Here is a 22,871-nt window from a genome sequence, read left to right on the forward strand (position 1 = left end):
ACACCGCCCGCCAGCCCTTCGAGTGATCCCGGTGATCATTCGCGCCCATCCGAATGGGCCGGCGGTGACACGGAGGATAGGGCCGGGCGACCAGGGCGGGGATAAGGTTTTCGGCCGCGGCGCAATCGAGAGAACCGCCATATGTGCCAAGCATCGCGTCCAGCAGGATTGACGAGGAGGCGGTCACCCCTCATCCGGCGGCACTGCATTCCGTTTGTCCCTGGCCTCATATAGCGTGGCACCGGGAGGATCTTCATGCAACGACCCTGGCTGCAACATTACCCGGATGGCATTCCCGCCGAGCTTCCGGCGCATTCCTACACCTCGCTCGCCGCTCTGCTCGACGAAGCCTTCGCGCAGCATGCGACGCTGCCGGCCTTCCACTTCCTCGGCTCGACCATGCGCTTTGCCGAGATCGATGCCGCCTCCCGCAGATTCGCGGCCTATCTTCAGTCGCTCGGCCTTGCCAAAGGCGACCGTGTCGCACTGATGATGCCGAACAGTTTCCAGTATCCGGTGGCTGTCGCCGCGGTCGTGCGCGCCGGCCTCGTGGTGGTCAACGTCAACCCGCTCTACACGCCGCGGGAGCTCGAGCATCAGCTGGCCGATTCGGGCGCACGCGTGCTGATCGTCCTGGAGAACATGGCAAAGACCGTCGCGGCCTGTATCGACCGCACGCCGGTCGAGCATGTCGTCGTAACCCGCATGGGCGACATGCTGCCGCCGCTGAAAGGCGCCGTCGTCAATTTCGTGCTGCGCTACGTCAAGAAGCTGGTGCCCGCCTACAGCCTTCCGAAGGCGACCAGCTTCAAGGCGGCGATGAAGATCGGCAAGAGGCGGGTGTTCCAGCCGGTCTCGATCACCCTCGATGACGTGGCGCTGCTGCAATATACCGGCGGCACGACGGGTGTCGCCAAGGGCGCCACGCTGACCCATCGCAATATCGTCGCCAACGTCCTGCAGTCGCAGCTCTGGTACTCGCCGGCGACGCGGCTGATCCCGGCAAACGAGCAGCAGCTGATGGTCTGCGCGCTGCCGCTCTACCACATCTTCGGTTTCACCGTGAACATGATGATGGCGATGCGCGCCGGGAGCTGCAACATCCTGATTCCCAATCCGCGCGACATCCCGGCCGTGCTGAAGGAGCTGGCGAAGCATCGCTTCCACTCCTTCCCGGCGGTCGCGACCCTGTTTGCCGCAATCGCGCGCCATCCGGACGCCGACAAGATCGACTGGTCGTCGCTGAAGCTCTCCGTCGGCGGCGGCATGCCGGTGCAGCCGGCAGTCGCCGAGCTCTGGAAGCGGGTGACCGGCAGCACGATCGTCGAAGGCTACGGCCTGTCGGAGACCTCGCCCTCGGCGAGCTGCAACCCCTGCGCCGGCGAGGGCCGGATCGGAACGATCGGGCTGCCGCTGACCTCGACGGAGCTGCGCATCATCGACGGGTATGGCCGCGACCTCGGCACCGGTGCCGAAGGCGAGATCGCGATCCGCGGGCCGCAGGTCATGCGCGGCTACTGGAACCGCCCCGATGAGACCGCCGCGGCGATGACGGCGGACGGGTTCCTGCGCACCGGCGACATCGGCATCATGGACGCGGACGGCTTCACCCGCATCGTCGACCGCAAGAAGGACATGATCAACGTCTCCGGCTTCAACGTCTATCCCAACGAGATCGAGGCGGTGGTGACGGCGATGCCCGGCATCGTCGACGCGGCCGCCATCGGGGTGCCGAACGCCGAATGCGGCGAGATGGTCAAGCTGTTCGTGGTGGCGAAGGACGCATCCATCACCGCCGACGACGTGAAGGCTTACTGCCGCGAGCGGCTGACCGGCTACAAGCGCCCGCGCGAGATCGAGTTCCGCAAGGAGCTTCCCAAGAGCGCCGTCGGCAAGGTGCTCCGCCGCGAGTTGCGGGAGGGTGCCGACACGGCCTGAGTGCGACAGGTGTTTCCGCGGCCTGCCTTGATGCCTGTCAACGCCGCTTCGTCTGGCGCCGCCACGCCGGGCAGGCTACGAGCCGACCGGACCGGTCCGGCGCGATGCCGGCGCGGAACCAGCCGAAGGGGCGCCTCATGACAGTTTCACCAGCCGCGCCGACACGCTCCTCATCGCGCCGCATCAGTGCGGCGGCTGCGCTGGCCACGCTCGCCATCATTGCGGCGGCGGCCATCATCCTGCTCTCCATGGGCCGCGAGCCCATCTGCAAATGCGGCACGATCAAGCTGTGGCATGGCGTCGTCGTCAGCTCCGAGAACTCGCAGCACTTGAGCGACTGGTACACGCCCTCGCATCTGATCCACGGCTTCCTGTTCTTCGGCGCGCTCTGGCTGGTGCTGCGGCGCTCGTCACTCGGCCTGAGGCTGATTCTCGCGACGATCGTCGAAGTCGCCTGGGAGATCGTCGAGAACAGCGACTTCGTCATCCAGCGCTACCGCGAGACGACGATCTCGCTCGACTATTACGGCGACAGCGTCATCAACTCGGTCAGCGACATCACCATGATGGTGATCGGCTTCCTGTTGGCGTCGCGGCTGCCGGTCTGGCTGACGGTGGCGATCGCCCTGTTCTTCGAAGTTCTCACCGCCGTCCTGATCCGGGATAATCTCACGCTCAACGTCCTGATGCTGCTGTGGCCGCTGCAGGCGGTGCGCGACTGGCAGGGCGGAGCGTGATCGAAGGCGCGTGAGGGGCGGGGTTGCAAGGCGCCGAGGAGGCGCCTGCCGTCATCCTTGTGCCGGATCATCGCGACGGCGTGACAGCGCGGCGATGCAATTGGCAGTGCCGGGGCAGGAGCGGCCGCGGCGCGCAATCCGGTCGAGTGCGAATCAGATTTCAAGACGCTGGGCGAGTATTCTCGATGTCGCGGGCCGCGCCGTGGTCTTAGTCCATACCAAACAGGGCGTTTGGCGTGACGACGGCTGCCGCGCAGCGCCGCGCCTGCCTCGCCGTACAGGCCGCCTGGCTGAGCCGAACTGCCCGCGAAACACGCTATTGCGGCGTATGATGATGCCGCTATGTTGGTTTTCAGCCATGCCTTGCCGGCCGTGACGCACACATCGCGCGCCGCAGGGAAATTCGTTCGGCTTTTCCGCCGCTTCCCTCTTCACATCTCTGTCGCCTTCGACTATATCGACCTCACCAGCGGCGCAGCGAAGCGCTCTGGCGGTGGCGCGGGGTGGAGCAGCCCGGTAGCTCGTCAGGCTCATAACCTGAAGGTCACAGGTTCAAATCCTGTCCCCGCAACCAACCGCCCTTTTCTGGTAAAATCCCCTCGTGAAGTCACTATCGTGATATCCGGCCAAGTGCCTGGCGTCGTTCGCCGGCGTTCGTGTCGAAGGTCATGCTTTGCCGGTCCGCTCGTTCGAAGCGCATCCAGCGCCGGGTTCGGCCCTCTCCGGCGGTCTGCAAGCTTTCCTCGCAGCCAAGCGCGGACAAATCGCTGGACTGGGCTCGAGGAGAGGGGCGTTGCCGGCCCTCTCCTCGGCGCGTGCTACTTGTAGAGCTTCTTGTCCGCCAGCCATTCCTGGATCAGGCCAGCGACCTGATCGCTGTTCTTGTCCATCATGATCATGTGGCTGTTGCCCTTGATCCCCTTCTCCGGAAGGTTGACGACGTCGACCGTGCCGCCGGCGTCGCGGATCGCCTGCGCGAAGTCGGTGCCTCGCTGGCGCATGGTCGGCCAGCGCTTGTCGCCTTCGATATAGTCGCCATAGATCATCAGCACCGGCGTGTTGGCCAGCTTGTCAGGCGCCTGCACCTTGGGAACCGCGGCCGGCTCGACGGCGATCAGCGCCTTCACCAGATCGGGATGCTTCTGCGCCATCTCGAAGCCGAACTCACCAGCCTGGCTGTGCACCATGATCACGCAGGGGCAGACCTTCTCGATCTCGGCGCTGTAGGCGCCGAGCGTCGCCTCGTTGTTGGTCGTCCAGCGCGGGACGTTCTGCTTGAAGAACTGGTCATAGGCCTCGGCCGGGAACTGGCTGCCGGGGAGAAGCTTGCGCTTGGCCGGATCGGCGGAGAAGGAGCCTGCGCCATCGCCGATGCGGAAGCGCTCCCACGGGTTGGCGTTGGTCAGGAAGACCGGCTCGCTCTTGTAGATGTCGGGATATTGCGACCAGCCGGCGCGCCCGCGCTCGACGGCGTCAGAGTTGTAGACGGCCCAGCCGCGATGAAGGAAGTAGTTCAGCCAGCCCTCACGGCCGTCGGGCGTCGTCTCGTAGGTGACGCCGGTCAGACCGCCGCCGTGCCACATCAGCAGGGGATAGGCACCGTGCTGATCCTGCGGGATGAAGTACTGCACGTACATCTGACCCGTCTGGTAGGTGCCGTTCGGGTCGATCTTCGCCGGCACGCCGCCCGGCGTCAGTGCCACCTCTTTCACCGGCTTGCCGCTGATCTCGACCAGCTTTCCGCCGACATGAAAGGAGCCCATCTCCTTCAGCGTGATCGGCTCCGCCGCCTGCGCTGCGGATATCAAGGTGGCTCCACCTAAGCCTGCGGCCAGTCCGGCCGCCACGATCCAATGTCTCAAACGATCCTCCTGAAGTCATCGGCCGCCTCCACGGCCGCCTTGCCGCGTCTGTGTCGCAGCCGCACATCCTTTAGAGAAATGCAAATTTCCGTCCGTTTATTGCGCGTTGTGCATCAGTCGTGCGTCTCACGCCCGATGTTGTGCCGTTGCGTCCGGCAGCAAACGGGCTGCGTCACGACCCGTCTGACGAGGGGGCAGAGCTGCGACGTCGGCCGGCCGATGCGTTTCAATGCGGCTGAGCGGCGAAGTCCGACAGGCATAGGCTATCGAAACGCATCGACCGTTTGCTGTTGCGGGCCGTCACGGCCTGCAGGGTCGAGACTGGCTTGCGGGAGAGGCCGTTGGTCAGGACCTTGCCTTCGCTGAAGCTGCGGAGCCCTGCCGCGTCCTGCATCAGCCGCAGCGATATCCGGCCGCCGAAGGCCGGCAGAACCTCATATTTCAGGATGTCATGGTCGAGATCGATCGTCTCGCCATCGATGCGCATCTGGCACAGCGCGGCCCAGGCCCCGACAAAGGCGAGGCTGCGCGAATTGAAGGCCAAGCCGAGCGGCGAGGCCTTGATGCCGGTGAGATCGCCGGAGTGGCTGGCGGCCATGATATCCGCATCGAGCCGCTGGAAGGCGGGATGATCGCCGTGGAGGTCCGTGTCCGCGTCGATCCAGATGAGATCGCACTGCCGGGCCTTCATCGTCTCGAGGATGATGCCCGGCTTCATCAGCGTGTTGCGCCAGTAGGCGCCGCTATCCGGCCGCTGCAGCATGAGAAGGGGCAAGCCGAGCGCGGCGCAGCGCCTCTCCAGCGCCGCCGCGGCAGGGCCGTAGTAGCTGCCGCCGGTGTGGAAGCTGACGAAGAGCGGACGCCCGGTCGCGGTCACGCGCTGAGGCTGCCGGTGACATACTGGCCGTCGTTCAGCATCACGCACTGTGCCGTGCTCAGCGTGCCGTAGAAGACGTAGAGCTGGGCTGTGATCCATTGGACGTTGCCCGGGATGTCCAGCGGGATCGCCGTCGGTGTGATGACGCCGTCGGGCGTGACGGTCAGCGTGTTCGGGCCGACGGCGAGGATGCCGGGGCCTGGCGGCCCAGCCAGGTTCAGCTGAACCATGCCGATGACGGTCTGCGGCTGCCAGCTAAGGGCCGCGTTGGTGCCGCCGATCCAGATCGAGGGCGAGGCCGCCTCGTTCACCACCACCGTGACGTTGAGGATGTTCGCGTTGAAGAGCGTCACGGCGATCATCATGGTGCGTCCTCCTCATCACTGCCCCTGATGAGGGCCAGGCTGCGGGTGAAGGTGATGCTGGTGGCGGAACCGTCGGGCTTGGCCACGACGAGGCCGTTGAGAAAGGCGGTGATGTAGATCGCCGGCGTCGCCGTGCTGGTGGTGCCGACGGTGGCCGTGACGGAGTCGCCGCTGTCGAAGTCGACCGTGACGGTGAAGGTGCCCCCGGCGGGCAGGGGAAAGCTGCAGCCGCTCATCGGCGATGTGCCGCTTGGCTGCGTGGCGGGAAACAGCGTCATCGGCGAGATCGGCCCGGCCGTCACACTGGTTGGAGCCACTCCGACGCTGGTGATCGTGCTCGCCGTCGCGTTGAAGAGGAGCACCCGTCCGCCGGCGGTTGTGCCGAGGCGGGCGGCTCCGGGCCCGCTCGCAGAGACCGGCGGGGGTAGCGTCGGTTCACCCATCCCAGGGCACCAGAACAGGGGGGCCCGGCGCATGGCGGGCGCCGGGGATGGCGATGAGATGGCGATACTCGTCCTCGGCGCGGTTGCCGGGATCGACCCTGTTGTACCACTCGTATTTGCGCTGCCGCTGCTCGGCCGTGAGATAGCCGTAATGCTTCAGCCGGACGGGTGCTGCGGCGCTCGCCCCGATGATCCCGCGCGGGACATTGCCGCAATGGAGATTGCCGGGGCCCGTGCGCGGAAAGCGCAGGCGGCGCGGGTCCTGTCCCCGCAGGCGGAACAGCGACGGACGGTGGAAGCGGCCGAACAAGCCGTCGATCCGGATCTGCGCCGGGTCGTCCCAGACATAAGCGATCTGCAGCGAATAGACGGCCGGGCCGCGGGGCGCCGACAGCAACGGACGCAGGCGCGCCGGCCCCTGCCGCTCCAGCACCTCGTCGCCGTCGATCCACAGCACCCAGTCGGGCGCCGCCGCCGTGATGGCGGCAAGAAGGTGGTTCTTGTCGCGAGCCTCGTCGAGACCCTCGAAGGGCGAGGGGATGACCGTCACCGCGTCACCGAAGCCCGCCGCGATCGAGATCGTCGCATCGTCGGAATGGTCGTCGAAGAGCAAGACGCGCCGGCAGAGCGGCAGCACGCTTTCGATGACCTCGCCGATATGGGCGGCCTCGTTGCGCACGCGCAGGGCGCAGAGGACATCCGGCTGCGGCATGAGGCGCGGCGCCGGATCGGCTGCACCGCCCGCTTCGACCGGTGCTGTCGGCCGTGCCTGCTTGTCCCGGTAGAGCCGCTGGTTGCGCGCCGTCAGGACGGCGAAGTCGCGCCGCGTCCGGAAGCTGGAGGCCTGGCGGCGGGAATGATCGACGATGCAGGCATCCGAGATGGCGAGGCTGAGGCCTGCGGCACGGATGCGGTCGCAGTAATCGTCGTCCTCGAAGCCGTAGCCGGCGAAGCGCTCGTCGAGCGGGCCGACCGCGTCGAGCGTCTCTCGCGGGAGGTAGACGCAGACGAAGCAGAGCTGACGCGGCTCGGCGCGCAGGCCGCCGCCCGGCAGAGGGCGCTGGCGCGGATTGCCGACATGGCCGCTGACGGCGCTCGCGACGGCGCCGAGCGGTTGTGAGGGGCCGGAGATTTCAGAACGCGCGGCCCGTGCCAGTGCTGCGAACCCGCCGATTGTCTGGAGAAGCGCGTCATCGTTGAGGAGGATGACGTCTCGCGTCGAGGCGGCGATGCCGCGATTGGCGTTGCGCGCGAAGATGAAGGGCTTTGCCCCATCCACCCATCGCACGGCCGGCAGATGCGGCTCCGCGCCGGTTCGTGCGCCGTCGTCGACGACGATGATGTGGGACGGGTCGAGATCCGGTTCGGCGCGCAATACCGCCGCGACGCAGGCGACGAGATTGGCCGGGTCCGCGGAGAGGATGACCACGTCGTAGGGTGCTGCGTTGGCCGATGGTGCGGCATCGCCGGAGAGATCGGCATCCATCGGCCGGAGCGCCAGCTCGCTCATGGCTTCACCGCCTCGAGCGCGATGGTGAGCTTCGGGCCGTCCATCGTCGCGGTCACCGACTCGCGCACGATCCGGAAGGCGGCGCGGATGCCGTAGCTCGCGGCAAAGCGTTCCCGGTACGGATTGCCGGCCTCGTAATAGAGAAAGCTCCGCCGGTGCCAGAAGGAGACATGCGTCGGGTCCTGGAAGGCGCCGGGGCCGTCCGTGGTCGGCACCACGATCTCGGCCCGGCCGCCCGGCCGCAGCACCCGCCACATCTCGTTCATGGTGTGGATCTTGTCCGGAAGGTGCTCGATGATGTCGTGGGCGCGGATCGCCTCGACGCTGCCGTCGTCCCAGGGCCAGGGCTGCGACAGGTCCGCCAAGAAGTCGACATTCGGCAGTTCGACGCGGTCGACATTGAGGAAACCGGGGACTGACGCATCGCTGCAGCCGAGATTGAGCCGCAGCGGCGCGGCTGGGCGTGGTGGTGCGGCGCGGGCATCCAGCGGTTCCGCGCGCGGCGTCCCGATGATATCCGGCTCTGCCGCGCGTGGCGCTGGCGGAGCAACGGGTCTAGGCGGCGTCCCGGCGTCCGGCTGCGGCTCCGGCAGCGTCAGGCTGATGGCGAGAGCCACAACCGCGGCGGGCGTGACCAGACCGGCGGATGTCGCGCCGGATTTGCCGAGACTGGCCTGGGCCGGCAGCACCCGGTCCGGCGCCTCGTCGATCCCGCAGAGAATGACGGCCGGGCCATAGCGCTCCGCCAGCGCGCGGCCCAGCATCTCGGTGCCGGGCGGACAGGCGAGGCGCAGCGTGCCGGGCCAAGGCGCGGCCGGGTGGGTCGGCGCCGGGAAGCGCTGGAGGAAGCGGGTGCGCGCGCCGATCGATCGGACCTCGCGCAGGAGCGCACCATCGGCATTCGCATAGGTGCCGGCAACGGCGTCCTCTCCGGCCACGGCGTCCTCCCCGGCAGCGTCGCGCCTCGGTTTAGCAAGGCGGTAGACGAGCTGCCCGCTCCGGTTGGTGACGGCGGCCCGGCCGAACAGCGTCGCCTTGTGGAAGAAGGCTGAGTCCGCGGCACTGCCGTGGAAGGCGTGCGCCAGGCCGCCGTGACGTTCGACGAAGGCACGCCGCACGAGGCCGATGCCCTCATGCGCACTGTGGCGCGAGAAGACCGTGCGGACCGGCGGACAGGCCGCCGGATCGCCACGGCCCTCGATCACAGCGCGGCTGTCGGCCTCGCCGAGCTGGCGCATGGCGGCCCAGGGCACGAGATAATCGAGCCGCCGTGCCTCCATCTCGGCCATTGCGGCGGCGACGAAGCCAGGTGGCAGCAGGATGTCCGGATCGCACCAGAGGATGACGTCGGTGAGGGCACAGCCGATGCCGACGGTGATCGCCCGGTTGCGACCCGAGACGTCCGCATCGTTCGTCGGCGCAAACACGTGGCGGCCGCCCGCATTCGTCGCGGCGTCCTTCAGCGCCGGCGCGTGCCCACTCTCCGACACCAGCACATCCGCGCAGCCCTGAGCCCGCAACGATGCCACCACGGCTGCAACGGCCTCGGGGTCCGTCGTCGGACTGACAGGGACGACCGCGGTCACGGTGGCTGCTGCGGCAGCAACCGTAGCCTCGGCCTGCAGGTGGTCGGCCGGCCCCACAGCGGCGGGCGTCGCGGCGGGCGTCGCGGGACCGGCTTCCGAGCGCCTCGCACCGCTGTCGAGCGAGCCGCTGTATTCGGGCGGACGTGCCCTGAGAACCTCGTCCGCTCCGCCTCGCCCACTCCGTGCGCCGCGACGCTCGTCGTGCACCGCCATCGCTCGCCTGATCGCCGGCATCCAGAAGGCCGGCCACTGTCGGCCGAAATCCCAATGCTGCTCCATCCAGAGACGGTTCTGCCGGCCATCCTCGGCCAGCGCCTGCGGGCCGCGTTCGATCAGCCCAACAAGCACGTCGTGCAGCGTGTCGAGTCCGGCGGAGACGAAAGGCATCCGCTCGGCGCCGCCGGCGCAGCGCTTCAGCAGTTCCGAAACGCCGGGCAGGCGGCCTATGCCGTTGACGACGACCGCGCCCGCTGCAAGGCCTTCGAGGCTGGTGCGGTGGTAGGAGCCCGTCACGCACTCGTCGATGACGATGTGGGCGCGGCGCTTCATCGCCAGAGATTGCCGATGCGAGACCTGGCCGCTGCGCACGACCTCCAGGCGGATGCCGTGGCTTTCGGCCAGCGCGTCCAGCACCGCCATGGTCGAACGATAGCCCTTGGCGTGCCAGAACAGGCGGTGGCCGGCGGGATAGCTCTCATGCCGGCCGGAGGGCAGGTAGGCAATCGTCACCAGGCCGGCGCCTGGTGCCAGGCCCTCGGCAGTCCCGTCTTCCGCGTCGAGGAGCATCGGGTTCGGCACCGGCGCCCAGCCGGCGAACTCCGGCAGCGTCGCCTGGTACTGGCCGACGACGAGACCGGGGAAGCCTTGCGCGACGAAGCGCCGGTCGACGTTCCAGATGTAGTTGTGCGCCAGGGTAACGACCGGCTTCTCGTCGATCAGCCTGATATGGCGCGGATCGACCTTGCCGTTGTGGACGACGACAACGTCGGCAGCCTCGATGAGATCGGCCGCTTGCCGTGGATCGCGTTCGTATTCGACGTCGCCGTCGAAGACGACACCATTGCCGTAGCCGTTGCGCGCCCAGACGGCGCGGCCCGCATGGCTGGCCTTCTCAGCGATAGCGCGGCCGAGGATCGCCGGCACGCCGGCAATCGGTGTCGTGGCATAGGAGACGATGCGCAGAGACGACGCCGGCCGGCGCGACGCGGCATCGAAGGCCTCCAGCGAGAGCTTCGGAAAGGCGGTGAGGCGGCTGCGCGCGCTCAAGTTGACGATCTCGACGCCGAGCCGGGCACAGGCTTCGCCGAGCCGGCGGTACTCGGCGTCGATCTGCGGCAGTTCGCGGGAGAGCGGATGCGGACCGGTGGCGCCGAAGAAATGATCATTGGCAAAGTCGACGCCGATGAGGCCGATCCTTGCCGCGCCCATGTGGATGGCGAGGCACACGGCCGGATAGGGCGAGTTGCGCGTGTAGTTGAGCGCCGCGGGATTGCCGAATTCGGTGCCGCCGCGCTTGCCGAGCGCGAAGCGCACGACATTGGGATGCCCGATGCCGAGATCGAGCTGTGTGAACACCGCTCTGGCGCGGCTCGCCTCGACGGCAGCGAAGCGGCCGGCCGCGAACTGGTGGCGCGTGTTGATGACGAGGAGGTAGTCCGGGGTGAACTGCCGGCCGACATCGTTGACGCCGATGGTGACGAAACGCTCCGGCTGCCGGAAATCGCGCAAGGAGGCGCCGCAGCCGCAGACGATGATCGTCTCGCCGCGATGGACATCCTTGAAGCCGGCGAGATTGCGCGGCAGCCGTGCAGCCTCGGTCAGCGCTCGATCATCGTGGTGGACAGCGCTCATCACAGTCCACCCCACCACCAGCTGTCCGGCAGGTCTCCCACCGGAATGACGATCGCGTCGAACTGGACGAGCGGCAGTGAATCGCCGTCGACGGTGCCGAAGAGGGTAATCGTCAGCGTCAGAGTCGCCGCACGGGTCGAGCGTGGTTCCGCGCTGAACCAGGTCGCCAGCGTCCGCGCCGTCGCCTCGCCAAGGCCGCCCGGGCTCGTCACGGCAATGCCCTTCACCAGCGTTACCGCCGTTTGCGCCATCAACGGGACGCTGCCGGCCGGCGTCACGGCGTAGCCATAGGTGGCGGACAGGCTGATCGTCGGGGCAAGCCCGCCGCCGACGGACTCGATCGGCGTCAGGATGGCGGCAAGCGTCGCGGCAAGGCTTGCAGCCGGTGTCACCGGTGGCAGCGTGCGCCGATGGACCAGCGGGATGATGGCGGAGGCAAAGCTCACCTCCTGCGTGCGGTAGATGAAGGCATCGCTCGTCGTGAAGTCTTCGACGAGGCCCGCATTGCGCACGATGCGGGCGGCGCTCGTCGCGCTCTGCCGCTCCATGATGTCGAGCGGGCCGAACTCGAAGCTCACCTGCGAGAGGTTGGGCTGGACGGTGAAGAGGTGCGTGACCTCGAACCAGGCATCCGGCGATCCGCCGCCCATCGGGCTACCTGTGGGTGTCCAGACCTGACCGTCGGCGGTGACGATCGTCGGCCAGATGGAGGGCGGCCCGCCGGCGTCGCTGCGGCCCGACAGCGTCACCAGCGTCCCCGTTGTACCGCTCGTGGACGGCTGCTGCGTGAAGCGGAAGTGGTCGACGAAGGGATCGGCGGTGACGGTGCGCAGCATCAGACGCTGCGCATGAAAATCCTCCCAGGCCTCCGCGACTGCCAGTGCGTGCTCCTGGAACGCTTCGATTAGGTCGCCCGGCGTGTCGGGAGAAGTCGCGGCCGGCGAAGCGCTTCGTACTGGGAAGACCGCGGCCGGGATGCTGCCGAGGCTGGCCGATGCGGCTGCGTACCAAAGGCGGAAGGCAGCAAGGGCTTCGAACAAGGATTGAAGCGGATCGCCGCCATCGCGCAGCAGGCGAGCCTTCGGCGTGCCCGGCGCATTGTAGGTGACGTCGAGATAGAGCGTGTCCTGCGCCGCCAGCGAAAGCGCCAGCTCGGCCGTGTAGATCCAGCGCATCGCCGCAGCGATCTCGGCTTCGGCATTGCCGCCGCCGGACGGCGAGGTGAGCGGCGCGGCGGTCGCGGCCTGCAGCGACAGGATCGGCGTCGTCGGCTCGAAGATCAGCGGCACCGGCAGGCTGGCGGCCGGCGTGATCGGCATCTGCAGCGGCGCCGTGCCGGGCAGGGCGAATTTCAGCCAGGCCGAGGGCGTGTAGCCGAGATAGGCCTCGTCCGGCTCGAAGTCGTGTTGGAGGTAGCTGGCGGTGTAGTCGAGCGGCAGCGTCACCTCGCTCTGCATCTGCGCCTGGGCGACGGTGAGCAGCGTCGTCATCCATCCCTCGCCCGCGACGAGGTCGAGATTGCCGGCGGACAAGGAATAGGGGCTGGAGCGTCCAGCGAGAGGCGACGCATCCGCCGAACCGATGCCGCCATAAAGGCGCGGCGCGGTACCCGGACTTGCCGCCGGGGAGCCCCCGGCCGTCGTGACGGAGGCGGGGATCTGGATGATCGTGGTGACGGTGAAGGCGCTGGCGAGCGCCGTCAGCATCGCCTGCTCGAAGCGATCCTGTGCGGCGTCGAGATCGCCGAGGCCGGCCTGTTCGACGAAGAGGGGTGCCAGGCCGAGGCTGATCGCCTTCGCCAGCCGCTGCTTGACCGCGACGAGCTGCTCGAACAGGCCCGTGCCGTTCTGAAGGTCGAGGGTGCCGATGGCGACGGCGAAGGACGGGGCGAGGAACGCATCGAAAGCGGTCAGGAAGTCGCGGGCCCAGCCGTCGAGATCGACATTCGACCAGGTCTGGCCGGCGGCTTCGCCGCTGACCGGCTTGGTGCTGAGCGGCTCCAGCGCGAAAAAGACGAGCTGGCCGCCAAACGCGACAGCGACGCCGCTCTGCGCGCTCCAGCGCAGGCACCAGAGTGGCTGGACGGCGCCGGCTGCTGCCGTTGCGACGCCGGCCCGCTGCGCCAGCTTCAGGCAGCCGCCGGCACCGTCGAAATCCTGAAAGGCGCTTTCGAGCAGCTCGGCGAACGCCATGATGTTGCCGGCCGAACCGGGCGAGGCACCGGCGCCCGTGAGATCCGGATGCACGGCGTAGGTGACCGACGTCGCGGCCGGGATGGTTTCCTGCGCTGCCGGATCGACCAGATCCGAGGGGCGGCTGAAGGCGACGGTGACGGTGAGCGGCACGACCAGCTCGTCGAGCGCGGCGACGGCCGAGAAGGGGACAGGCGCTGTGACCGTCCGCGTCACCGGCTCAACCACCGGCACGTCCGGCGATGCCGGCGGCGAGGACCCCACCGGCGGCAGCGCCGCGTCGATCGCCGCAGTGATGGCCTCTGCCGCTTCGATGATCGCCGCCGCCGCTCCGTCGAGAGGGGCCTCGCCGGCAAGGCTGCAGGTCACCGCGATGGAGAGGTTCGGATCGGTAAGCTGATCGAGGATCAGGCGGTAGCGGTCCGCCGCCGTCTGCCAGGCATCCAGCGCCTTCGCCGGCGGGATGCCGCTGCCGGGCGATCCCGAAGGCGGCACGATCGTGTCCGGATCGAATTGCAGCTCGACGGCCAGCTGCGCTGCCGCACCGTCGCCTTCCACGATGCGATAGCCGACGATCAGCCCCGGCCATTCACCCAGCGACACCAGCGGATCCTGGTAGAGCGGCGTACGGGTCGCCGAATGGGTGTCCGGCAGGGCGTTGCCGTAGATGTCGAGGATGCGCAGCGCCACCGTCAGCGGTGCGTCGACAATGCCGTAGCGGTTGGCGGGGCCGGAGGGGCTACGCAGGAAGCCGGCCGCCGGCACGGACTGGACGTAATGGTCGATCTCGCCGCCGCTCGCGCGCAGCAGCGAGGCCGGCACGGCGTTCTGAACAGGACCGATCGGCAGGCTCCAGTCCGAGCCCTCATAGGCGCCCGTCGCGTCGATCGAATATTGCAGCAGGTGGTAGAGCTCGCCGACCGGCACCGGATCATCGTCGCCGGGCCGGTTCCAGGTGACGGCGAAGGCGAGCGCGCCGGCCGGGGTGGTCGGGGCGTAGACGTCGACCGGCGCGCCCGAGGCGGGATCGCCAATCCCCGCATAGAGCGTGCCGCCCGCGGCGGGATCGCCGGCGACGACCACCGCATTTGCCGCTCGGGGGATCGCCGTCGGCGCCGCCGCGGCCTTCCACTCGATGAGGATGTCGAGCTCGGCCGTCTGACCGCCGGCGACGCCGGCAGAGGCGAAGAGCGCAGCCGGCAGGTCGGAGCCGTCGGCGGCCCGGTAATAAAGGAAGTAGCCGGGCGCGTTGACGACGCTGAGCTCCCAGATCAGCCGCAGGAAGCCCGGCGCGTCTGTCACCGGAGCCATGTCGGTTTCGGTGAAGGCGCTGGCGAGCGCCTGTGCTATGAACAGCCGCCCGGCCTCCGGGACCTGGTTCAGCGTCGACAGGTTGGTCTTCACCAGCAGGGTGTCCGGCGAGAGCGCGACGGAGCGCATGATCGTCTGCGGGCGTGCCGGCGAGGCACTGGTGCCGCCGGGCGAGGTGTCGACCGTAGCCGGGTAGAGCAGCGAGATGCCGGCGCCGGAGAGGTCGCCCAGGAGCGCGGCATGGATGAGGTCGCGCGTCGCCTCGTCGGTGCCGCCGAGCTGGTAGACATGCGGCAGGTAGGATTTCGCCGCCGCATTGGCGCCGGGAGAGCCGACGACCGGCGAGCCGGAGGCCGTGACGCCAACGCTGCCCTGCGCCGGCACCTGCGACAGCGACAGGCGGATCTGCAGCGCGGCCGAAGCCAGGATGGGCGGAGCAGGGGGCGAGGACGCCGCCGCTGCGCCGTTGCCGTCCGGCGGCGCTTGCGTCGACACGCTAATCGACAGGCCGCCGCGTGCCGCCAGCATCGTCTGCAGCGCCTCCGGCAGCGGCAGCAGCGTCGCCGGGCCGTCGGGAGTGTCCCAGCCGAGCTGGCTCTTCAGCGCGATGAAGAGCGGCTGCGCCGTCACCGCCGGCAGCCAGGCCATGTCGAGGACGCCGCTGATGCCGGTGGCGGGCGAGACGGCGCCGGCCCAGGTCGGGGAGGGACTGGGCGGCACGGTCGGGGGCAGCGGGATGCTGGCGGTGGCGCTGTCCCCCGGCGAGCCGTCGAAGGTGATCGGGATGGCCGGCAGGCTGGTATCGGGGTTGACGGACAGCACCGCGGCGGCCGTCGAGCCCGCCGCGGCGGCATATTGCTGGCCGCTGAGGGTGAAGAGCGGCGCCGTCGGCACGCCGGCCATGGTGGCGGGGCTCAAGGTCGCCGGCAGGTCGGCGGGGATCGGCAACTGCAGCCCGCCAAGCAGGAACCGCGATCCGATGCCGGCCGCCGAGGCGTAATCGAATGTATCGAGCAGGGCATCGAGTTCGTCATCGCCGGTCAGCCGGTCGACGAAGCCGGTGACGAGATCGGCGACGCGGAGCGGATCGGCGCCGGCATGATCGGCGGCATCGACCGCCCCCAGCAGCGCGTCCCGGTGCTGCCTCTCGTAGTCGATCGCCGCCTTCAGCAGGGCGTTGGCCGCGTTGCGCGCCTGCATCAGGAAATAGTCGAGGAACAGGAAGGTCGCGACGCTGCGTGCGCCCGGCGAGCCGCCGTCGGCCGTCGACGCGCGTCGGCCGGCGACACTGGGCGGCGCCAGTGCCAGGAGATCCTGGAAGTAGAGGGTCAGCGCCTCTGGATAATCGGCCGGCGCGGGATTGAAGCTGTCGAAGTCGACGATCGTGCCGTCCGGCGCCTTCATGCGCAGGGTGTCGAACATCGGCAGCACCGCGACGGCGCCGCCGTCGCTCCCTGCGGTGGAGTCGATGCCCGTCATGGTGAAGCTGCAGGCGTTGGCGAGGAAATCGCGCAGCTCGGCCTCGAAGGCGGGCCAGTCGCCGAGCGGCGCCGCACCGCCACTGCCGAGCGCCGCGACGATTGTGGCGAAGCGGTCGGACAGCTTGCCGTTCGGCGCGAGGTCGAGCAGCCAGGCCACCATGGCGCGGATCAGCCGTTCGAAGGAGGTGTCGGCGGGCGAGGCCGGTGAGCTTCCGGCCGGGCCGGGGCAGTCGGTGACCAGCGAGGCGATCACCGCAAAGGCCGCCGTGCCGTCCGCGGCGTAGGTCGCTGTTGGCTGCAGCAGGAAGCTCAGCTCGACCAGGGCCGGCGGCTCGCCCACCAGAATCACGGCCGGTGTGCCGCCGCCGAGACCACTCGCCCGCAATGGTACGCCAGGCCGGATCGCGGTCGTTGTGGAGGACCCTGTGCGCAGGCGCGGCCGTTGCAGGCGCGAGCGGGCGGCGGGCCGCCGCGCGATCAGCCGCTCAGCGAGGTCGAGCGCGCCTTGCTGTGCGGGTGTCGGAAGGCCGAAGCCGCCGACGATGGCAAGGCCCGGCGCCAGCGGTCCGGCGATGGACGCCTGCGGGCCACTGCCGATGGTGAACTGGCTCGAGACCGAGGTGTGGAAGCTTAGGTGGATGGTGAAGAACAGCACCTTCACGCTGACGCGCACGCTGACATCGGCATTGACGGCGACCAGCGTCGCATAGCCGGTCTCGAAGGCGACGCCGACATTGGCGGTGAAGCTGATCGTGACGGAGGCGCGGATGACGGTGAAGTCGACCGAACCCTGGATCAGCACGGACAGGCTGGCGGTGGCGGCGAACCAGTAATGATCCGGCGGGGCATAGACCTGACTGCCCGCCTTCCAGGCGAGCAGGCCCTGGAACGTCGCCGACAGGGAGAGGCTGATCGAGGCGCTGAAGATGCTGGCGTTGAACGCATAGCCTGCCGACAGCGAGACGCCCATGCCGAAGGCGAGGATCGGATTGTAGTCGACGCTCGCCTGGGCGCCCGGATTGTCGCCGCTGCGCAGCTTGGCGAAATAGAAGCCGGCGCGGCCGATCAGGATGTCGAAGGAGATGCCGATCGAGTTGTCGCCGAGCGGCCAGCCGACATTGATGCGAAAATCGCCGTTCGTGTAGACCCAGATCTGGAAGCCCGGCAGGATGAGGATGAAGCCTTCCAGCGGGATGCGACGCATCAGCGTCGGCAGCGTCAGGGCGCCGTAGTAGAGGCCGAGATCCGGGCTCAGCTTCTGGTAGAGGATCTCGAAGAGCAGTCCGGTAAAGGGCGTCGGCGAGTTCGCGGCGACGGTGATCTCAAGGCCGTACATGGCCGGATCGTTGAAGAGCACCCGGATGCGGAAGCCCTTCATCTCGACGTCGGCGGCGATGAACCAGCCGCGGTCGGGCTGGTAGAAATTCTGTGCCAGCGTCGTCAGCACGGTGCGAGGATCGTCGCCCTTCAGCTCGCTTTCCAGCTGATCAAAGATCGCCGTCATCGGGTCATTGGCCGAGACCGCGACGGTCGGCCCGACCCGCTGGCCGAGGCCGAGATAGTGGATCTGGAAGGTGCCGCTCGAATCCTGCGCCGGCACGGGGAAGGGATAGGTGACGAGCTGGCTCTTCGGCGCGCCAGGCCCGCCGTCGGGCGTGACGGTCGGCGTCGTGACCTTGGCGCGCAGATCAAGGCCGCCGGCCGCCGCGTCGTAGCCGATATAGAGGGACTGGACGGAGAAGTCCGGCGTGACCGAAACGGTGACGCCGCCGCCAAGATCGATCTCGCCGCCGATCTTTATGGGCTCGAGGAGATCGAGCGCGAGATACACCGACGTCGCGTTCGGGTTCGAGCCGGATGGCCCGAGCCACAGGCTCGGCTGGATCTCGGTATCGGCGCCGGCGATCTTGGCCCAGGCGCCAAGGTCCGGCAGCCCGAAGCCGGCGATATCCTCGATGGCGTTGCTGAGGTCCTGCCAGATGTCTGCAAGGCTGACAGGCTTGCCGGCGGCGACCCTGATCGAGAAAGGGCCGCCGGCGAGCGTCAGGTCGACCGTCGCCTCGAACCCGAAGACGGTGACGCTCGCCTGCAGCACTACATCGATATCGTCTGCCATTCCGCCAGCCCCTGACGCGTCCCTCCAGCCGCAGTCCTTTCAGGGACGTGCGGCCTCGCCTCGCTGCGAGCGTTCAGGGGCTCGTCGTGGTGCCGGGCTTGTTCACGAGCACGCCGATCGAGTTGATCGTCAGGAAGCTCGTCAGCTGCAGGTCGATCGGGAAGGAGACACCCAGCGTGAAGGTGCCGGCCGCGACATTGATGTTGAGGACGGTGATGATCAGGTCGGTGGTCGCGATCTGCTCGATGGCATTCTTGAAGTCACCCAGGAACGCCGGATCGTCCGGGATCTGCTGGATATAGCCATCCAGTTCGGGCCAGCTGAGCGGCAGGCCGAGGTTCGTGTTGAGATAGTTGAGGAAGTTCGCGATCGAGCCGATGTCGACGGGGCTCGACAGCGAGAAAACAAGGTTCTTGATACCATTGCTGATGTCGCCGGTGTTGATCGGGACGGTCTGGCCGTTGAAGTCGATGCTGGCGAGAAACGAGACGCTGGTGCCGCTCGGCGGCGAAGCGGTGGCGGCGTAGGTGGCGACGGGCTGCAGGGCCATGGACGTTCTCCTTCGATGCGCTTCGGGGACTGATGGCTGAGGGGGCAGTCAGAACCGGCGGAACAGGCTGGCGAGGCCGCGGGACCGTGGCGCGTGCCGGTGGGTGCGACGCGGCGGTCCGGTGAGAGGCTGCGTTGGCGGAGCTGGCGATACGCCAGTCGAGGCGAATCGCGGGCTCATCGGCGGCGAACCGGGCGTGCGTTCCGCAACTCGATGCTGATCGCCTCGATGGAGACCGCGATGCCCGGGATCGGCAGGATCCAGCTTTCCGCCAGCGGAATCGTCCAGGGCAGCGGATCGCCCGGCGATGGCAGCGGCTCGCTGACCGTCAGGTCGAAGAGGCCGGCGAGCCTGCTGTAGACGCCGGCGAAGGGCAGTTGCGGCAGGACGATCCCGAAGAGGCCGCCGAGCCAGCTCATCACCGCGTTCACCGTCTCCGCAGGCGAGCTCATGACGCACCCGACGGGCTTGCGCCGGCGCCGACCGCGCCGAGAAACCAGGCGAGATTGTTGTCGTTGCCGGCGGCGGTCTGACCTTGCGCGCCGGCGAAGATGAGGAAGTCGACCACGAGGCCGCTCGGAAAGCTCTTGCCGAGGATGCTGAGCTGCACGTTGTTGAAGAGGACGGCATAGACGGGCGAGCCGTCCTCCAGCTCCACCATCAGAAGGTTGGCGTCGCCGAACACCGTCTTCAGGATGCCCTGCAGCTGGAAGCCGCCATAGCCGGCAAAGACCTGCGGCAGCTGGACGAGCACCGCGGCGGCGTCGGTCTCCGGCACGAGCCGCGAGGCGCCCCAGCCGATCACCAGCTTGGCCATCAGCCCGACCGTCGCGCTGGAGAGAAGCCCGAGCGAGCCGAGCGGCATATCGAATTCGAGTCCGAACTGGGGGGCGACCGTCACATTGGGCGGCGGTGGCGCAGGGCCGGTGACAGGCGAGACGACCGGCTGCGAACCGGCCTGTGACGATGGCTCGAGCTGCAGGACGTGAACCGGCGAAGCGCCGATCGAAACGGCAGTGAAGCCGCCCTGCGGCGCGGCGAGCTTCGACAGCTGCAGCGGCAGGCTGGCGAGCAGACTGTTCGGCCGGATCGCAGCGGCCGAGGGGGCGACGCTGATGGCGGAAAGGTCCCCGCTGACGCTTCGCTTGCCGATGATGCCGCCATCGGGACCGAGGGTGAAGGCGATGTCGACGGCGAGCCCGGAGAAGGCGAGCCCGTTCGTCACGGCGCTTGCGGGCTCAACGCCGAAGGAGAAGAGGTCGAGCTTTGGCGCCTGCTCGAAGGGGGCCGGCGAGAACCAGATCGCGCCATCCAGCGTGAACCGCGCCTTGACGTCGGTCGGTTCTGGACTGCCGGCGACAGGACTTGCGACAGGACCTGATGCGACGGGTACCAGCGCCGCCCGGTCGAAAACCACACGCCGCAGCACACGGGAAGTGCCGTCCGGTACCGGCACATCGTAGACGAAGGCTTCGTCGCTGGTGAAGGTGACCACGGCGATGCCGTCCTGAAGCTGGTAGCGGCCGGCGATGGAGAGGGTGTTCTGCGGCGAGGCCACCGGGCTCGCCGGCCCACCGGTCAGTTGAACAGCGCGCCCGAACAGCGCGTTGACCGTGAGCCCGACGCGCGTCTTCAGATCCTGCAGGATCGAGTTGAAGAACACCGCCGTCAGCAGTTCCAGCTCGTAGGCGAAGGCGTCCGTCGCATCGTATGGCGGTGCCGGCTGGGTGCTCGAGGGATAGGCGATGACGCCGAAGAGCGAGCTGCGGGCGATCGCGGCAGCGCCATCCACCACCTCGACGCGGTTGCCCGAGATGCCGAAATGGTGGGCGCGCAGTGTGCCGTCGATGCCGCCGAGCAGCATTTGCAGGTCGGACGGCATGGCGTTGCCGTCAATGGCGCAGTTGAGCGCGATCAGTCCCGTCCAGCCCGCGTCGTCCAGGATGGCGCGGAAGTTGGCGAAGGGGTCGTCGGCCGGCGGGCTATCGACGCCAAAACTGTTGGCGGATGTGGCCGGATGCGAGCCTGCATCCGCCGTTGCGATGGCGACGGCGATCTGCGCACGCGTGCCGGCGAGGTCGCGAACGAAGACGTCCCTGGCGGCCCAGAGGCCCGACGATGTCGCAAGCTGCCGAAGCGTGTCCTTGGTGTTGTATTTGAAGATCAGGATGGTCGCATTCTCGTCGACCGGCCCAATCGTGCCGACGTCGAGACGAAAGGTGAAGCCGGCAAGGGCGATCTCGTTCGCGAAAGGCCCGAGCGCGCTCGCATCGCTCACCACCAGGAACAGCTCGTCGCGCAGGAGCTCGCCGGCGATCGCCTTCGGCACGATCGACGGCGATCCGGCGCCGGTGAGGCCGAGGATCTGCTGCGGGTTCTCCGGCGAGAGCGCCAAGGCGACGGAAGCCCAGCTGCCGTCATCATTGAGCGTGACGACGAAGCCCTGCTTGGTCTCGGCTGTGGCTGGCTTTGCCGCCGCTGTCGCCCTGAGGGCTCGTGCCGAGGGCAGGAACAGCGGGCCGGGCGAGCCGGCGGTGAGGCTGGCATGGCGGGTGCCTGCCAGCGCACGGGCCTCGAAGGCGGCATAGAGGTCGCCCGCCGGACTGCTGTCAGTGGCGGCAAGACCGCCATAGGGTGCGAGCGGAAACAGGCAGGGCTCGGCAGGCATTGCCAGGAGCGAATCGACCGGTGCGGCATAGTCGCCACTGGCGACCGAGCCGAAATAGACCGAGGCGCTGGGCTGGCCGAAATAGCAACGTCCCCCGGGTGCGACGGGAAAGCTGAACCAGGCCGTCGTGCAGCCGTCGTCGAGCGCGGCGGTGCCGGCTGGATCATCCACCAGGCGGGCGGGAAAGGGCGATTGCAGCGCCACGAGGTCGCCGGGCTCGATCTCCAGATATTCGAGCCCGGTCAGCCCGCACATCCAGCGCGCCGGGCCGGCTGGCGCGGGCGAGCCGGCCGGCTGGTCGATGGCTTCGACCCGGTAGGTGCCGACCGGCGCGAGATAGAGCTGCGTCGCGCCCGGCGAGCTGCCAAGATCCGGCGTTGTGCAGAAGGCAAAACCGGGGGCTGCAAGCGCTGGGCTGCCGGCAAGGCTGCCTGGGAGGCCCAAGCCTTGCACCGGGGCCAGCGTGATGGTGCCGCCGGTGGTCGTCAGAAGGAAACCGGCGCTGAGGGTGGCGGCGGCGGTCTGATACGGGTTCGGCGGCGAGGCGCCGCCGAAGTCGAACGCCATTCCCGTTCGTGCCGCATCGGTCGGAAAGAGCGGGTGCAGCGCAATCAGAAAGCCAGCGACCGTCTGGCCGGGCTGCTGCGGCGCGTAGAAGGGGTAGTCGAGGATGTTCGTGGCGCCGCCGCCTTCCTGAGCGAACCGAATGCTGCAGCCAAAGCCGGCGAGGAGGGTGCCGAAATCGAGGCCGAGCCGGGTCTGGAAGGCGCCTGACGAGGCGCCGCCGAGCGGCAGCGTCACCGCCCAGGCAAAATCGTCTTCCGGGTACCAGGCATACCAGTTCGACGGGGTGCCTGGGGGGAAGAGCTGGATGGTGCCGTTGGTGGCGGTCTTGGTCGTCAGGACGAGGGTGGAACTGGCCGCATCGAAGACGACGGCGGTGCCGGTTGCGATCGTCAGCGACAGCGGCGCCCAGCTGAACGGGTAGGCCCCGGCGCGCCGGTTGATCGGCGTCCGTGGTCCGCCGGCGCTCAGCTGGTAGAGCGGTAAAAAGGCGACGACCGCCGCCGGGTCGGGCTGATCCAGCCAGACAAGCGTGCGCGGGCTGGGCACGCTGGTGCTCAGCGGCGGCAGACTCCTGCGGCTTGCCGCCACGAATGCGGGCGCCGAAGCTGCCGCAACAGGGCAGTTCAGAAACAGGTACCAGCCGGCGAGTGCCGGATCGTCCCAGATCGACTGCAGCGTGATGGTGTCGGAGGGCGAGGCATCGGCCGCGGTCAGATAGTAGGCATAGGCAGGCGAGGCCTCGCCTGCCGCGTCAGAGGCGGGCGCGATCGCATAGAGGCCGGGCACGATCGCCGGCAGGGGTGCGGCCGCGTCCACG

At 68.4% G+C, this 22,871-nt stretch carries 12 protein-coding genes and 1 tRNA gene; 3 read left to right on the top strand and 10 right to left on the bottom strand.

The annotated features are described in order from the left end of the window. Positions 1-255 precede the first annotated feature (255 nt). The 3 genes from C0R46_RS05570 to C0R46_RS05580 all read left to right on the top strand — a co-directional run bounded on the left by C0R46_RS05570 (position 256) and on the right by C0R46_RS05580 (position 3,249). A complete protein-coding gene (locus C0R46_RS05570) occupies positions 256-1,938 on the top strand; it encodes an AMP-binding protein (protein ID WP_102958633.1) in 1,683 nt (560 codons plus the stop codon). A gap of 137 nt (positions 1,939-2,075) precedes the next feature. Further along, on the top strand, positions 2,076-2,675 hold the full coding sequence (locus tag C0R46_RS05575; protein ID WP_102959214.1) for a DUF2585 domain-containing protein: 600 nt from the start codon (positions 2,076-2,078) through the stop codon (positions 2,673-2,675). Between the two features lie 497 nt (positions 2,676-3,172). After that, positions 3,173-3,249, top strand: a tRNA-Met gene (locus C0R46_RS05580). Between the two features lie 244 nt (positions 3,250-3,493). Here the strand turns inward: C0R46_RS05580 and C0R46_RS05585 are convergent. The 10 genes from C0R46_RS05585 to C0R46_RS05630 all read right to left on the bottom strand — a co-directional run bounded on the left by C0R46_RS05585 (position 3,494) and on the right by C0R46_RS05630 (position 22,870). Continuing rightward, a complete protein-coding gene (locus C0R46_RS05585; protein WP_245413441.1) occupies positions 3,494-4,483 on the bottom strand; it encodes an alpha/beta hydrolase in 990 nt (329 codons plus the stop codon). Positions 4,484-4,763: 280 nt separating this feature from the next. Next, entirely contained in the window at positions 4,764-5,414 is a 651-nt protein-coding gene (locus C0R46_RS05590; RefSeq protein ID WP_102958634.1) for a hypothetical protein, read from the bottom strand. Continuing rightward, complete coding sequence (locus C0R46_RS05595; protein WP_102958635.1) at positions 5,411-5,779, bottom strand: hypothetical protein; 369 nt, start codon at positions 5,777-5,779, stop codon at positions 5,411-5,413. The genes C0R46_RS05590 and C0R46_RS05595 overlap by 4 nt, the downstream gene beginning before the upstream one ends. Continuing rightward, complete coding sequence (locus C0R46_RS05600; protein WP_157944563.1) at positions 5,776-6,222, bottom strand: hypothetical protein; 447 nt, start codon at positions 6,220-6,222, stop codon at positions 5,776-5,778. The genes C0R46_RS05595 and C0R46_RS05600 overlap by 4 nt, the downstream gene beginning before the upstream one ends. Then, the gene (locus C0R46_RS05605) at positions 6,215-7,732 is read right to left on the bottom strand and encodes a glycosyltransferase family 2 protein (protein WP_102958637.1); all 1,518 of its coding nucleotides are present in this window, start codon (positions 7,730-7,732) and stop codon (positions 6,215-6,217) included. The genes C0R46_RS05600 and C0R46_RS05605 overlap by 8 nt, the downstream gene beginning before the upstream one ends. Then, positions 7,729-11,169, bottom strand: coding sequence for a class I SAM-dependent methyltransferase (locus tag C0R46_RS20925; RefSeq protein WP_198598252.1), 3,441 nt, complete (start codon positions 11,167-11,169; stop codon positions 7,729-7,731). Before C0R46_RS20925 ends, C0R46_RS05605 begins: the two co-directional genes overlap by 4 nt. Next, complete coding sequence (locus tag C0R46_RS05615) at positions 11,169-18,269, bottom strand: hypothetical protein (protein WP_102958638.1); 7,101 nt, start codon at positions 18,267-18,269, stop codon at positions 11,169-11,171. Before C0R46_RS05615 ends, C0R46_RS20925 begins: the two co-directional genes overlap by 1 nt. 73 nt (positions 18,270-18,342) lie before the next feature. Further along, positions 18,343-18,819 carry a hypothetical protein gene (locus C0R46_RS05620; RefSeq protein WP_102958639.1) on the bottom strand — a complete coding sequence of 159 codons (477 nt, stop codon included), beginning with the start codon at positions 18,817-18,819 and terminating at the stop codon, positions 18,343-18,345. A 176-nt stretch (positions 18,820-18,995) separates the two neighbouring features. Continuing rightward, positions 18,996-19,271, bottom strand: coding sequence for a hypothetical protein (locus tag C0R46_RS05625; protein ID WP_102958640.1), 276 nt, complete (start codon positions 19,269-19,271; stop codon positions 18,996-18,998). Then, positions 19,268-22,870 (bottom strand): hypothetical protein, encoded by a 3,603-nt coding sequence (locus tag C0R46_RS05630; RefSeq protein ID WP_102958641.1) that lies wholly within the window; start codon positions 22,868-22,870, stop codon positions 19,268-19,270. The genes C0R46_RS05625 and C0R46_RS05630 overlap by 4 nt, the downstream gene beginning before the upstream one ends. Between the last annotated feature and the right edge of the window lies 1 nt (position 22,871).

Source organism: Mangrovicella endophytica (genome assembly GCF_002893625.1).
GTDB classification, from domain to species: domain Bacteria; phylum Pseudomonadota; class Alphaproteobacteria; order Rhizobiales; family Rhizobiaceae; genus Mangrovicella; species Mangrovicella endophytica.

Excerpts from the sequence above, each read along its gene's own strand:
- C0R46_RS05625 (WP_102958640.1), bottom strand. The coding sequence starts at position 19,271 with ATGAGCTCGCCTGCGGAGACGGTGAACGCGGTGATGAGCTGGCTCGGC.
- C0R46_RS05605 (WP_102958637.1), bottom strand. The coding sequence starts at position 7,732 with ATGAGCGAGCTGGCGCTCCGGCCGATGGATGCCGATCTCTCCGGCGAT.
- C0R46_RS05595 (WP_102958635.1), bottom strand. The coding sequence starts at position 5,779 with ATGATGATCGCCGTGACGCTCTTCAACGCGAACATCCTCAACGTCACG.
- C0R46_RS05570 (WP_102958633.1), top strand. The coding sequence starts at position 256 with ATGCAACGACCCTGGCTGCAACATTACCCGGATGGCATTCCCGCCGAG.
- C0R46_RS05600 (WP_157944563.1), bottom strand. The coding sequence starts at position 6,222 with ATGGGTGAACCGACGCTACCCCCGCCGGTCTCTGCGAGCGGGCCCGGA.
- C0R46_RS05620 (WP_102958639.1), bottom strand. The coding sequence starts at position 18,819 with ATGGCCCTGCAGCCCGTCGCCACCTACGCCGCCACCGCTTCGCCGCCG.
- C0R46_RS05575 (WP_102959214.1), top strand. The coding sequence starts at position 2,076 with ATGACAGTTTCACCAGCCGCGCCGACACGCTCCTCATCGCGCCGCATC.
- C0R46_RS05615 (WP_102958638.1), bottom strand. The coding sequence starts at position 18,269 with ATGGCAGACGATATCGATGTAGTGCTGCAGGCGAGCGTCACCGTCTTC.
- C0R46_RS20925 (WP_198598252.1), bottom strand. The coding sequence starts at position 11,169 with ATGAGCGCTGTCCACCACGATGATCGAGCGCTGACCGAGGCTGCACGG.